The organism is Paenibacillus apis, assembly GCF_018333295.1.
Taxonomy (GTDB): domain Bacteria; phylum Bacillota; class Bacilli; order Paenibacillales; family Paenibacillaceae; genus Fontibacillus; species Fontibacillus antibioticophila.
The window spans coordinates 48,805-62,717 of sequence record NZ_BORS01000011.1; the positions used below are offsets into that span (position 1 = coordinate 48,805).

Below are 13,913 nucleotides of genomic sequence, written 5' to 3' on the forward strand. Positions count from 1 at the left end.
TTGTAGTAAAACCGGTATTGATGCATGAGTTTCGGTTTAGAATGTCACAGTAAAGATAACATAAGGTTAGGAAGCCGCGCCAGATCAATTCATATATTAGCGAAAAGTGATCATAAACGGGGCAAATGACAGCCAGGCTTAGAAAGGTGAAGAAATATCCCCTCATTTAACCTAATTCAAAGGATTTTCAGACTTTTCTGAAGATACAAATCATTGTGGTGGAGGGGAATAAAGCTTATAATCCATTTGCATTGGATTTCCAGTGCTTTTTCTTTTGGCAAAATGTAATGAGGTGAATGGGCTTGCGTATAAAGTGGGTTAACTTTTCTCCGCCACAGGTGATCGTGCTCGGCTTTGCTCTCATTATTTTATTCGGAGCCGTAGTGTTGATGCTTCCGGTATCCAATAATAATGGAGAGTTCCTGCCGTTCATAGATGCTTTCTTCACCTCGGTCTCGGCTACCACTGCGACCGGGCTTGAGGTCGTAGATACGGGAACCTCCTTCTCATGGTTTGGACAGGTAGTTATCATGCTGCTGATTCAAGTCGGAGGACTGGGCTTTATGACGATGGCGACCTTGATTGCCCTGGTATTCAAACGAAAAATCTCGCTCAAAGAACGGCTTCTGCTGCAAGAGGCGATGAATCAGGGCTCCATGGAGGGAATCGTCCGGCTGATCCGGCGGGTCCTATTCTATGCCTTGGCGATCGAAAGTGCTGCGGCTGTGCTGTATGCGATCCGTTTTGCCTTCGATATGCCCTTCGGGAGGGCATTGTACTTTGGAGTCTTCCATGCTGTGTCCTTGTTCAACAACTCGGGGTTTGACCTGTTCGGCAATTACCGCAGTATGATGATGTATACTGCCGATCCGGCGGTCAACCTGATTACAATGTTTTTAATTGTTACGGGCGGTCTGGGCTTTATTGTGCTCTCAGACCTGGCAGATTATCGAAATCGGCGGAGACTCACACTGCACTCGAAAGTGGTTCTGACCATGTCAGGTCTTTTGATTATATCCGGGGCCTTGGTCATTCTGGTCTTTGAATTTACCAATAAGCATACACTAGGCTCGCTGGATTGGAGCGGAAAACTGTGGAGCGCCTTCTTCCAATCGGTGGCTCCGAGAACAGCGGGTGCGCACACACTGGATATTAGTTCCCTTCGGCAGGCCACCCAATTCTTCATCCTGATCCTGATGTTTATTGGGGCTTCACCAAGCTCAACGGGCGGCGGGATCAAGACAACCACCTTTATGATCCTGCTTGGTGCGGTGGTCTCGATGATCCGGGGGCGCAGCGAACTGGTTCTGTTCCGATACCGGCTTGCTCAGGAGCGCATCTTCAAGGCGGTAACGATCACGATGCTGGCTTTGTTCCTGGTTATCAGTGTTGCGCTGATCCTGTCGACAACGGAGCGTGGCACCTCTTTTCTGAGCATTCTGTTCGAGACGACCTCCGCCTTCGGAACTGTGGGGCTGTCGATGGGGATTACAGGTGATCTGTCGACCGCCGGCAAGCTGATTCTCAGCTTTACAATGTTTACGGGACGGCTTGGTCTGCTGACGCTTGCCTATGCACTAGGCCCAAAAAAGGGTAAACAGTTGTACAGACATCCGGAAGGCAAGATGATTTTAGGATAAGGGGAAATTGAAATGAAACAGCAACAGTTTGTCGTTATCGGGCTGGGGCGGTTTGGAGCCAGTCTGGCGCTTGAGCTAATGGATCTTGGCTACGAGGTGCTTGGCATCGATCGCGATGAAGAGGTTGTGGATGAACTGAGCAGCCAACTGACCCATGCGGTAACGGCAGACGCCACAGATGAAGAGGTATTAAAATCGTTAGGCATCCGCAACTTCGATTGCGGGGTCGTAGCGATCGGCAACGATATCCAGATGAGTATCCTTTCGACGATTCTGTTGAAGGAACTGGGGTTAAAGACGGTCGTATCCAAAGCGATTTCGGTTCTGCATGGACGTGCCTTGGAGAAGCTGGGCGTGGACCGGGTGATTTTTCCGGAGCGGGATATGGGAGTTCGTGTAGCGCATCAGCTGGTATCTCCAAACCTTCTGGATTATATTGAAATTTCCAAGGAATACAGCATTGTGGAGCTGAAGGCCCCCTCTTGCCTTGAAGGAAAGAGCCTCAGCGAGCTGAATCCTCGCGCCCGGTACGGATGCAGCATTGTGGCTTTGCAGCGGAAGCAGGGAATCATAATTGCACCTACAGCCATGGATCGTCTGGAACAGGGAGATATTATGGTTGTCATTGGGGCGAAGAAGAATCTGGAGGAATTTGAAGAAATGATCTCCGAAGAATAGAAGTGGGTGTCTCACCGGGCTTGCATACCCGGGAGACACCCTTAATTTTTTTGAACAACAATTTCAATTAATAAGTTCGTACTGCGGCTTTACGAATGATGAGCCAGAGCAGGGCGGCGACCAGCACGCAGAGCGCCAATAGATAGTGTGCCGCCAGAAGAAAGCCCCAGCTGGAAATATCCTTATCCGTGTAGTCGGTTCCGCCGGGAGCATTAGCGGTGAAGAACAGAATGAATAGGAACCCTGCGATCGTGATCAATCCCGGCACGGTGCCGTACCTGTAAAAAATGGTGCCCAGCAACGTGAACAAGAGGAAAATCAGCAGATAAATAGTGAATTGTGTGTACCAAAGCGTCAGGAAAGGTGTTGGCGCACTCTCGCTCAGCTTTCCTAATCCCTCAAGAATCGCCGTACCGCCATGTGCAACCAGGGTCTGGAACAGGGCCAATCCTGCGGAGGAGAGGACTCCATAAGATAAGGCGCCTGCAATATAGTTCTTTCGGGTAGAGCCGAGGCTGAGCATCAGCGGAAAAGTGACCGTAGCAGTAAGCAGTCCGCTGACCAGCGTGAAAATCCCGATTGCTCCGTAATTGGAGGAATAGAAATTATTCGAATGATTGTCAACCAAATGGGGCCAATTCACCTGGAATACAAGCAAGCCGATGTCAACTAACAACAGCACAGCAAGAAAGATACGCAAGGCCTTGTAAGAGTCCTTCCACATAAATCGCATAGTGTTACGATAGGATGCCATGATTACATCACCTCCTCGTTGTTAAATCTTCCTTTGCGGGTTAAATATACAAACAGCTTTTGAAGAGGGAGGGGGCTGATTCGGATGCCTTGTTGTTCCAGCTCTGTCCGTTCCTTTGACAAATCTCCGTACCAAGCCAGTATTGTTGTTCCTGCGAGGGACTCGGCATGCAGCACACGAGGATCTCCCGAGAACTGTTCCAAAGTGACACTGTTTCCTTGCAGATAATAGGCATGCTCCAGAAAGGAATCGGTGTCCTGATGCTTCGTAATGACGCCCTCTTCAAGCAGTGCGATGTACTCAAACAGATTGGCTGATTCATCGATCAGATGGGTTGAGATGATGATTGTTCGGTCGCTTCCGCTGCATTCCTGAATGAGCAGCTCATAAAAGGCTTCACGCATGTCTGCGTCCAGGCCAAGCGTAGGCTCATCAAAAAGTGTTATGGGCGCCTGATTGGCCAAGCCCTTCACAATCCCTAGCTGCGACTGCATTCCGCGGGACAATTGTTTGTAGCGCTTGTTCGCAGGCAGGTTGAACCTTTGCAGTAGAGAAAGCGCCTTGCGTTCGTCCCACCCCGGCAAGAGCAAGGAGCAAAACCTCATGATATCCTTCACCTTGTAATCCGCCCAGGAGCGTTCATCGGATTTGACCAGACAAATGCTCGACATAGCCAGCGCATTCTCATGTACTTGCTGACCGTCAAAGGTAACGACCCCCTGGGTAGGATAGATCATTCCAGACAGGATATGGAGCAATGTTGTCTTACCTGCTCCGTTTGCGCCAAGCAAGCCATGGACGGCTCCCGGCTCAAAGGATACAGTTGCATCCAGGATGGCATGGCTCTTGCCGAATCTCTTGCTAACTTGTCTGCATTCCAGTATCGAACTCAATGGTTTCATCTCCCTCACTAATCATTATTCTTGGTTGTAGCCGTGATCATCTCAGCGATCTGGCCAGTTGTAATGCCGAGCCGAGCTGCTTCCCGAAGCATGGTGACCACGTACTGCTCATAAAATTCATGTCTTCGTTTCTCTAACAGCATCTCTTTGGCTCCTTCCGCAACAAACATCCCGATCCCTCTCTTCTTGTACAAAATGTTTTGCTCCACCAGTAGATTGACCCCTTTAGCCGCCGTAGCAGGGTTGATCTTGTAAAAGGCTGCAAATTGATTGGTAGATGGAACCTGGCTCTCCTCGGACAGGCGTCCTTCGATAATGTCGTCTTCAATCTTCTCAGCGATTTGTTGAAAAATCGGCCGTGAATCCTCGTGAATCCCATTCATTTGCTCACCACCACTTTGGTTAATTACTTATGTAACTAACCATATAACTAACGAACGTAGAAGTCAAGTGCAGATTGCCTAAGCGCAGAAAAAAAGCCCGAAAGCGGACTAATGAACTGCAAGGTGCGTGCAGGGGGCAACGTGTGAAGGTTGCTTTCGATCGCTGTTGTTCGCGGATTTCTCTTATTGTAATAAGTTCTGACAAGGAAGAAATCCACTCGCAAAGGCGACCACTCCGTTTCTGCAGCAACCTTCACACTTATGCCCTTATTACGCAGGCTCTTCGGCTTTATAGGTGCCGAATGCATGACAGTAGCCCACATGCTCGAATCCCTCGATATGTACCTACAGGCTCGTTCGTCCGGCATTTGAGAGGCCGGATAACGCCGATGCCGATGCAATACAAACAGCAACTGCGCGTCATTGCACCTTCGGGGTAGATGGATGGACAACTACCCTACAGAACTATCCCCAGCATATTCTGCAAAAGCCGACGAATTATGTATACGCACATGCACATCTCGCATTAGCATCATGCAGTTCTCGCACTGCGCGGACTCCGAACGCGCGGTGCTTCACAGAATGACGACGGACGGTTGAACGACCGCATGAAAATATGGATCGTACGCATGTAGTGAAAAAAGTTACTCTAAATTTAGGTAAAATGGTGGAAATACGGATATAGTGAAATTCTTTCGCTTAAAGTCGGGCACTACGTAAATTTGGCTAGTTTCTGGAGATCTAAGGTGGATTTTTTCACTAAAATTGGGTTCGAGCGTCAAATGAGGATTTTAAGGTAAGAAATTTCACTGGAGCGCGACCGTAATGAAGCTGATCAAGTAGGCGAGTAAAGTTTCAGAGCAAGACTGGAATACCTAGTCGAATAACGAAGTTCCGCGTTCTGTGTAAGGCCGAAGCAACGTGCAACTGGGCGCAACTCCAGGCGCCCAGTGTTCTATTAGCTGTGCGTAAAGTGAATCGCGCAGGCCTCCATTTGTGATGCCTAACCTAAGGCGAGCCTGGCAGTAAGGGGAGGCTTGCGCGGAATATCCTGCTTGTGTCCGCAGGCGGTCAACTTACTGTAATGCATGTGGGCGCAGGCACGTGCAAACTGCATTTCAGTTGAACAGCAAAGTCGAAGTAGTTAGGGCATAAGTGTGAAGTGTGCTGAAGAAGCGTTAGCGGTCGCCTTTGTGAACGGATTTCTCCTCTGTTAGAACTTAGTCCAATCATAGAAATCCGCGAACAACAGCGATCGTAGCAACCCTTCACACGTTGCCCCTCCAACTCGCCCTCCGAAGATGTTTCACTGTCTTCCCGCTACTGCACATTTTCCTGCTTGCATGCCGTAGGCGACAAGCTTAATGCAATGTCCCTCAGTAAATGAACAGCTTCGGACGTGGCACATCAAGATAGCTCGCGAGGCAGGCTTTCCTTGATCTCCTTCATCCATTCTTTGAGCTCAGGGCTCAGGAGGGTGTGCTCCCCATAGATCAGACAGGTTTCCCGCCGGGTCTGTGCCAACTCCTTCATAGGCACGGTTACAAGGTCGTTATCTCTTAACAGCTGGCTTCGCAGATAGGATTTGGGAAGAAGCGCTGCGGTCTTGCAGGTAGGGAGCAGTCTCACGATCGCCTCAAAGGAGTCGATTTCCATTCTAATGTCCGGCACCACGCCATATCTTCCGAACAGCTCGTCAATCAGCCGGCGGTACCAGGTTCCCTTGGAGAAGACGATCATCGGCTGTCCCCGCAGCGAATCCATCTCTGCTCGGACCTGTCCTGCCAATTCATGATTCTTTGCAACGACCAGTTCTAGGTGATCATCAAACATGGGAATACAGATCAAGCCGGTTTCTTGAATCGACGAAGCAATGATGCCGACATCGACTTTTCGTTCCCTTACAGAGGCAACAATCTCATGGGTTTTCCCGGTAATCAGCTTCATCTCGATATCAGGATACTTGTGCATCAGAGCCGTGACAAGCGGAGGCAAGGTGGTCTGGATCGTGGTCAGACTTGCGCCTATCGTCACCAGTCTGCGCTCTGTTCCTTTGAACCGGGATACGGATTGCAGAAATTTCTGATGGCGCTTGAGCTGAGCCAAGGCATAGACATAAGCCTCTTGTCCGACCTGTGTCAGCTCCAGCCGCTTTCCTTTACGCAAAAATAGAGAGACGCCCCATTCTTCCTCCAGCTTGGCGATTTTACGCGAAAGGGCCGGTTGTGATAAATTGAGCAGCTTGGAGGCTTTATTCAGACTGGATTGCTCCACGACAGTAGTGAAGACCAATAGTTCCTCGTTCATAGCTATCCTCCTGTCTCTTATGCATAAATGTAATAAGTATTAATAAATATATTGCAATTCCATTATAAGATAAAAAGGAGTAACATGAAAAGTGACACAAGTTGTTCACAAGTAACATTTTTTTTAGTGGGGAACAGTCTTGTTTTTGTGTAATTTTTCATATACGTCAACGAATTGCAAATTTATTTAGGGCCTTGAAGAGTTGGAGTATCTATGACATGGAAAGGGGTTCATGAACTTATGAAAGGGTTTTATTCCAGGAAACTGCACTCGCTTCTGGGCGTCATTCCGCTTGGCTTCTTCCTGTTAGAGCATATGCTCACGAATTTTTCGGCGGTTGAAGGCGGGAGCGAAGGGTTTAAGGAAAGCGTCGCCTTCCTGAACAGCTTGCCGATGGTGCTGGCTCTGGAGATGTTCGGTATATGGCTGCCGTTGCTCTATCACGGTGTCTATGGCATGTACATTGCGTTCCAGGCAAAGCCGAACAATAATCGGTTCCGGAATGAGCGGAACTTGCGTTACTTGCTGCAGCGTATCTCGGGCGTGCTGGTATTCGCTTTCGTGATCTGGCATGTCTTTGAGACCCGTGTGCAGGTGGCATTAGGCAATGTCACCCATGAGGAACTGGGTGGAGTGATGCACGAGATAGTGACCCATCCGGTCTATTTTATATTGTATCTGATCGGGGTTATCTCGGCAGCATTTCACTTTGCGAATGGTTTGTGGTCCTTTCTGGTTAGTTGGGGGATTACGGTCGGTCCCCGCGCGCAGCGGGTTTCGTCGAACATTTGCATGGGGCTGTTTGTTATCGTAGCTATTTTATTCACCTGGTCCCTGTTTGCTTTCAGAGGGGCAGAGTTTCAGGCCGAAGGAACGGCTTGGCTGGAGATGACATTCCGGACATTGGCCGGATAGAGGCGGATGAAGCGAAAGCTTACGAATCGGTTTTGTACGAAGTAACCCAAGAAGGATGTGCTATACAAAACAAAGCGAATGCTTACGAAGCAAGTTTTGTACGAAGTAACCCAAGAAGCTTATGCTATACAAAACTTTTAGGAGATGAGCTTACATGGCTAAACAAAGCATCATCATCGTCGGCGGAGGCTTGGCCGGGCTCATGGCGACGATCAAGGCCGCAGAGACGGGAGTTCCGGTACAGCTATTCTCGCTGGTTCCGGTCAAGCGCTCGCATTCCGTGTGTGCCCAGGGCGGGATAAACGGCGCGGTGAATACGAAAGGGGAAGGCGATTCTCCTTGGGAGCATTTTGATGACACCGTTTACGGCGGGGACTTTCTTGCTAATCAGCCGCCTGCCAAGGCGATGTGTGAGGCAGCCCCGGGAATTATTCACTTAATGGACCGGATGGGCGTTATGTTCAACCGCACCCCGGAAGGCTTGCTGGATTTCCGCCGCTTCGGCGGCACCAAGCACCACCGGACTGCATTTGCAGGGGCGACAACCGGCCAACAGCTTCTATATGCGCTGGACGAACAGGTGCGCAGATATGAAGCGGAAGGGCTTGTGACCAAATACGAGAATTGGGAGTTTCTCTCCGCGGTGATCGACGATGAGGGAGTGTGCCGGGGAATTTGTGCGCAGAATCTTCGATCCATGGAGATTGTTACATTTGCGGCAGATGCAGTCATTTTGGCGACCGGCGGGCCGGGGATTATTTTCGGAAAAACAACGAATTCGGTTATTAACACGGGAACCGCAGCTGGAGCAGTTTATCAGCAAGGGGTTCATTATGCAAACGGAGAGTTTATCCAGATTCATCCTACCGCAATTCCGGGTGACGACAAGCTGCGGCTGATGTCCGAATCCGCCCGCGGGGAAGGGGGAAGAATCTGGACCTATAAGGATGGCAAGCCATGGTACTTCCTGGAGGAGAAATATCCGGCTTACGGGAACCTGGTGCCTCGGGATATCGCGACTCGGGAGATTTTCCACGTCTGTGTAGATCTGAAGCTGGGCGTGAATGGAGAGAACATGGTCTATCTGGACCTGTCTCATAAGGACCCGAAGGTGCTCGACGTGAAGCTGGGCGGAATTATTGAGATTTATGAGAAATTCATGGGCGATGATCCCCGGAAGATTCCGATGAAGATTTTCCCGGCGGTTCACTACTCCATGGGCGGGATGTGGGTCGATTATAATCAGATGACCAATATTCCGGGGCTATTCGCTGCCGGGGAATGTGAATATCAGTATCATGGTGCGAATCGCCTCGGTGCGAATTCGCTTGTCTCGGCCATTTATGGCGGGATGGTTGCCGGGCCGAAGGCGGTGGAGTACATTCGCGGGCTCAAGACCTCGGCCGAGGACATCAGTCCGGCTGTATTCGAGCGTTACACGAAGCAGCAAGAGGCGAAGTTTGATCGCTTGCTCTCCATGGATGGCACGGAAAATCCGTATGTGCTGCATAAGGAGCTGGGCGAGTGGATGACCGACAATATGACGGTTGTGCGTTACAATGATCGGCTGGAGGCGACGATCGGCAAGATCAAGGAGCTGAAGCAGCGGTACCAGAATATCAATATTAACGACACCTCACGCTGGAATAATGCCAGTGCCGCATTTACCAGACAGCTGTGGAATATGCTGGAGCTTGCGGAAGCAATGACACTCGGGGCGCTCCTTCGCAATGAGAGCCGCGGCGCACATTATAAGCCGGACTTCCCGGACCGCAATGATGAAGAGTTCCTGAAGACAACCAAGGCGACGTGGACGCCTGACGGGCCGCAAATCTCTTATGATCCGGTCGACGTCTCTCTGATCCCGCCGCGGATTCGCGACTATTCTAAGGATAAATAGGAGGGAGAGAATCATGACTACGGATACGAAGCTCGCTGTTAAAAAAGTGAAGTTCATTATTACTCGTCAGGATGATCCCGAATCCAAGCCATATATCGAGCAATTCGAGCTGGATTACCGTCCAGGCATGAATGTGATCAGCGCCTTGATGGAAATTCAGCGGAACCCGGTCAAGCAGGATGGAGCTCAGACCACAGCTGTATGCTGGGAATCCAATTGTCTTGAGGAGGTGTGCGGCGCTTGCTCGATGGTGATCAATGGCAAGCCCCGGCAGGCATGTGCGGCGCTGATCGACCAATTGGAGCAGCCGATTCGGATCGAGCCCATGCGTACTTTTCCGGTGGTCAGGGATCTGGTCATTGACCGGGCCCGGATGTTCAATGCCCTGAAGAAGGTTAAAGCATGGATCCCGATCGATGGTACGTATGATCTTGGTCCGGGCCCAAGAATGCCGGAGAAGAAGCGGCAGTGGGCCTATGAGCTTTCTAAATGTATGACCTGCGGGGTGTGCCTTGAGGCTTGCCCGAATGTGAACGAGAAAACCGACTTCATGGGGCCGGCGGCAATCTCCCAGGTTCGCTTGTTCAATGCGCATCCAACGGGAGAGATGTACGAGGATGAACGCTTGGATGCCTTGATGGAGGATGGCGGGATTGAGGGCTGCGGAAATTCCCAAAACTGTGTGCGGGCTTGTCCGAAGGGAATTCCACTGACGACCTCCATTGCCGAAATGAACAAAGCCACCACAAAGCATATGTTCAAGCGTTGGTTGAATGTATAGCCATATTTTATATATTAGTTGAACTACTGAATATTACGTTCTGGGGCAACGTGTGAAGTGTTCTTACGATCGCTGTTGTTCGCAGATTTCTCTAATTGGACTAAGTTATTATAAGGTAGAAATCCACTCACAAAGGCGAACGCTTACGCTTCTTCAGCACACTTCACACTTATGCCCTTTCTACGTAGCTTTATAGTTCAACTTATATAGCAACGTCTCAAGCAGATTCTCTGACAGGTGCAGGGAGTCTGCTTTTTTATATTTTTTGAAAGCGCAAACAAATTTTATATTGATCTAAAAAATGGAATGTGATACGATGTCTGGGAAATCGAAAACGTTACCGAAAAGGATGCCGATAAGGTTTTCGGAAACGATACCGAGTTGATTCGACATTTTATTTGGAAACGGATTCATTATGGTTTATAAAAAAATTTCAGGAGGGTTATTAGAGAATGAAGCGTAAAAAATGGTTGGGTTTGATCCTTGCATTAACTTTGTTTGCAGGAATTGCTGCGGGCTGCGGCAAGGACAACAGCGGGGCTTCAGGTTCGAATGGCGCAAGCGGCAAGGCCGGAGAAATTTACTTCCTGAATTTCAAGCCGGAGATCGCAGAGGTGTACGAGAAGATTGCCAAGGATTATGAGGCGGAGACTGGCGTTAAGGTGAAGGTAGTTACAGCTGCTGCGGGTACCTATGAGACCACACTGAAGTCGGAAATTGCCAAGTCCGAGGCTCCGACGATTTTTCAAATTAACGGACCTGTAGGGTATCAGAACTGGAAGGATTACACATTGGATCTCAAGGACACTAAGCTGTACAGCTACTTGTCCGATCAAAGCCTGGCAGTAACGAGCGAAGGCGGCGTTTACGGGATCCCTTATGTTGTAGAAGGGTATGGCATTATTTATAACGATGCGTTAATGAAGCAATATTTTGGGCTATCGGATAAGGCGGTATCGGTATCCTCGATGGAAGAAGTCAATAACTTTGACACCCTGAAGGCCGTAGTCGAGGATATGACGGCGAAGAGTGAGCAGTTGGGCATCAAGGGAGTGTTCGCTTCCACCTCGCTGGCTGCGGGCGAGCAGTGGAGATGGCAGACTCACTTGGCAAACATGCCGCTGTATTATGAGTTCAAGGACAATAAGGATTATGACAATACTGTGCTAGCCGGTCTTGCAACAAACGAGGCAGAGTTCAAGTATAATGCGAACTTCAAAAATATTTTTGACCTCTATATCAATAATTCGGTCACGAAGTCTACGCTGCTTGGCAGCAAGTCCGTATCGGATTCCATGGCCGAGTTTGCTTTGGGTCAAGCGGCAATGGTGCAGAACGGGAACTGGGCATGGTCGCAAATTAATGAAGTGGACGGCAACATAGTGAAATCCGGGGACATCAAGTTCCTGCCAATATACACTGGCGTAGACGGAGAAGAAAGCCAAGGGCTGGCGATCGGAACCGAGAACTACCTGGCGATCAACAGCAAGGTGTCTGCCGAGAAGCAGGAAGCCTCCATCGCATTCCTGGAGTGGCTGTTCTCCAGTGACAAGGGTAAATCCTATGTGACGAACGACCTGGGCTTCATCGCTCCTTTCAATACCTTCAATGATGATGAGAAGCCTGCTGACCCGCTTGCAAAAGAAGTAACGAACTGGATGGAAAAGGATGGCATCGTCTCGGTTCCGTGGACCTTCGCAGCATTCCCGAGTGAGGAATTCAAGAATCAGTTCGGGGATGGCTTGCTGCAATATGCCCAAGGCAATAAGTCGTGGGATGAAGTGGTGACAATCTTCAAGGGTAGCTGGAAAGCGGAGAAGGCAAAGTAAGCCTCAGCGCTCTAATGGGTTTCAAGCCACGGTGTACCGGCCGGTATGCCGTGGTCTTCCTTTTATGCAATTTGGCATATCAAGCTGATCCATCATGTCAGGTAAGGTGAGGAGCAGAAATCTCATGCAAAAATCGATAAGAAGATATTTCGCCCTGTTTGCATTGCCGACGATCCTGGTGTTCGCCGTCATTTTCATTATCCCGTTTATTCTGGGCGTCTACTTGTCTTTCACGGAATTCAGGACGGTGACCGATGCCTCTTGGATTGGGCTGGGTAATTATATCAAGGCATTCTCGAATCAGGATTTTATAAATGCACTGTGGTTTACGGTAAAATTCACAGTGGTTTCTGTAATTACTATCAATGTATTGGCATTTCTTCTAGCGGTACTGCTGACCCGGGGCGCCCGAGGAACCCATGTGTTCCGGACCGTATTCTTCATGCCGAATCTGATCGGCGGTATTGTACTGGGTTATATTTGGCTGCTCATCCTCAACGGAATCCTGATGAAGTTCGATGTAACGCTAACCTTCAGCGCTACCTATGGATTCTGGGGCCTAGTTATTCTGATGAACTGGCAATTGATCGGATATATGATGATTATCTACATTGCAGGCATTCAGAACGTATCCAAGGAAGTTATCGAAGCCGCGCAAATTGACGGAAGCACCCGTTTTGGCATATTACGCAATGTTACGATCCCGCTAGTCATGCCCTCCATTACAATCTGCTTGTTCCTGACCCTGTCGAATTCGTTCAAGCTGTTTGATCAGAATCTGGCGCTAACCGCGGGCGCACCCTCCAAGGAGACTTCGATGCTGGCGCTCGATATCTATAACACGTTCTATGGAAGTGTAGGCTGGGAAGGGGTTGGCCAAGCGAAGGCCGTGGTATTCTTCGTGCTGGTTGCCCTGATTGCTTTGATTCAGCTGGCAGCTACACGAAGCAAGGAGGTAGAGAGCTGATGAAAAAGACCACAATCCGCAATACAACCCTGTCTATTCTGCTGTTCCTGCTGGCCTGTCTGTTCCTTGCCCCTGTGCTAATCGTATTGATGAACTCGTTCAAAGGGAAGTTTTATATCAGTGATACCCCGTTTCGGTTTCCGGATCAGACGACGTTCATTGGGTTGAAAAACTACACAGAAGGTGTGGCAAAGACCGGTTTTTTCAACGCCTTCGGGATGTCACTCTTTATTACCGTCGGTTCGGTTCTCATTATCGTACTGCTGACAGCGATGACGGCCTGGTATATTACCCGCGTGAAAAGCGGTTTTACGAAGATGATCTACTATGTTTTCGTATTTTCAATGATTGTTCCGTTCCAGATGGTAATGTTCACCATGACCAAGACTGTCAATATGCTGCACCTGGATAATCCGGTTGGCATTCTGCTGATCTATCTTGGGTTTGGCGCGGGCTTGTCTGTGTTTCTGTATAGCGGCTTTGTCAAATCTATCCCGCTTGAGATCGAGGAAGCGGACCTTATCGATGGCTGTACCTCGGTTCAGTCCTTCTTCCTGGTCGTCCTGCCGATCCTGAAGCCTATTGCTATTACAGTGGCTATTCTGAATGTAATGTGGGTATGGAACGACTACCTGCTTCCGCTGCTGGTCATCGGGTCCGAATACAGAACGATCCCGATTGCGATCCAGTATTTGAAGGGCGGGTACGGTTCAATTGATATGGGCGCGATGATGGCGATGCTGGTGCTGGCGATAATCCCGATTATCATTTTCTATCTATTCTGCCAAAAGTACATCATCGAGGGTGTGGTGGCAGGTGCTGTTAAAGGGTAGAACCTTTGGTCTTGTATTCCATAA

At 49.4% G+C, this 13,913-nt stretch carries 12 protein-coding genes; 8 read left to right on the top strand and 4 right to left on the bottom strand.

Annotated elements, in window-relative coordinates; all coding sequences use genetic code 11:
* The first annotated feature begins 296 nt into the window (after positions 1 to 296).
* Together KI362_RS16185 and KI362_RS16190 are read left to right on the top strand one after the other, a co-directional pair.
* The gene (locus KI362_RS16185; protein WP_301628615.1) at positions 297 to 1,640 is read left to right on the top strand and encodes a TrkH family potassium uptake protein; all 1,344 of its coding nucleotides are present in this window, start codon (positions 297 to 299) and stop codon (positions 1,638 to 1,640) included.
* 12 nt (positions 1,641 to 1,652) lie between these two features.
* The gene (locus tag KI362_RS16190) at positions 1,653 to 2,318 is read left to right on the top strand and encodes a potassium channel family protein (protein WP_044481882.1); all 666 of its coding nucleotides are present in this window, start codon (positions 1,653 to 1,655) and stop codon (positions 2,316 to 2,318) included.
* A 67-nt stretch (positions 2,319 to 2,385) separates the two neighbouring features.
* Here KI362_RS16190 and KI362_RS16195 read toward each other — a convergent pair whose 3' ends face one another.
* From KI362_RS16195 to KI362_RS16210, 4 genes are all read right to left on the bottom strand, one after another.
* Positions 2,386 to 3,072: a DUF4052 family protein gene (locus tag KI362_RS16195; RefSeq protein WP_301628617.1), complete on the bottom strand. Its 687-nt coding sequence runs from the start codon at positions 3,070 to 3,072 to the stop codon at positions 2,386 to 2,388.
* Positions 3,073 to 3,074: 2 nt separating this feature from the next.
* On the bottom strand, positions 3,075 to 3,965 hold the full coding sequence (locus KI362_RS16200) for an ATP-binding cassette domain-containing protein (RefSeq protein ID WP_301628619.1): 891 nt from the start codon (positions 3,963 to 3,965) through the stop codon (positions 3,075 to 3,077).
* A gap of 17 nt (positions 3,966 to 3,982) precedes the next feature.
* Positions 3,983 to 4,357 carry a GntR family transcriptional regulator gene (locus KI362_RS16205; protein WP_044481880.1) on the bottom strand — a complete coding sequence of 125 codons (375 nt, stop codon included), beginning with the start codon at positions 4,355 to 4,357 and terminating at the stop codon, positions 3,983 to 3,985.
* Positions 4,358 to 5,764: 1,407 nt separating this feature from the next.
* Positions 5,765 to 6,664 carry a LysR family transcriptional regulator gene (locus KI362_RS16210; RefSeq protein ID WP_301628622.1) on the bottom strand — a complete coding sequence of 300 codons (900 nt, stop codon included), beginning with the start codon at positions 6,662 to 6,664 and terminating at the stop codon, positions 5,765 to 5,767.
* A 240-nt stretch (positions 6,665 to 6,904) separates the two neighbouring features.
* On the opposite strand from KI362_RS16210, the gene KI362_RS16215 reads away from it, so the two are divergent.
* From KI362_RS16215 to KI362_RS16240, 6 genes are all read left to right on the top strand, one after another.
* Positions 6,905 to 7,579 (top strand): succinate dehydrogenase cytochrome b558 subunit, encoded by a 675-nt coding sequence (locus KI362_RS16215; RefSeq protein ID WP_301628624.1) that lies wholly within the window; start codon positions 6,905 to 6,907, stop codon positions 7,577 to 7,579.
* Positions 7,580 to 7,733: 154 nt separating this feature from the next.
* Entirely contained in the window at positions 7,734 to 9,479 is a 1,746-nt protein-coding gene (gene sdhA, locus KI362_RS16220) for a succinate dehydrogenase flavoprotein subunit (protein ID WP_301628626.1), read from the top strand.
* A gap of 13 nt (positions 9,480 to 9,492) precedes the next feature.
* Positions 9,493 to 10,260, top strand: a complete 768-nt coding sequence (gene sdhB / locus KI362_RS16225; protein ID WP_044481877.1) for a succinate dehydrogenase iron-sulfur subunit — start codon at positions 9,493 to 9,495, stop codon at positions 10,258 to 10,260.
* Positions 10,261 to 10,712: 452 nt separating this feature from the next.
* A complete protein-coding gene (locus KI362_RS16230; RefSeq protein ID WP_301628628.1) occupies positions 10,713 to 12,089 on the top strand; it encodes an ABC transporter substrate-binding protein in 1,377 nt (458 codons plus the stop codon).
* 124 nt (positions 12,090 to 12,213) lie between these two features.
* Positions 12,214 to 13,056 carry a carbohydrate ABC transporter permease gene (locus KI362_RS16235; protein WP_301628629.1) on the top strand — a complete coding sequence of 281 codons (843 nt, stop codon included), beginning with the start codon at positions 12,214 to 12,216 and terminating at the stop codon, positions 13,054 to 13,056.
* A complete protein-coding gene (locus tag KI362_RS16240) occupies positions 13,056 to 13,889 on the top strand; it encodes a carbohydrate ABC transporter permease (RefSeq protein WP_301628631.1) in 834 nt (277 codons plus the stop codon). Before KI362_RS16235 ends, KI362_RS16240 begins: the two co-directional genes overlap by 1 nt.
* Positions 13,890 to 13,913: the final 24 nt, after the last annotated feature.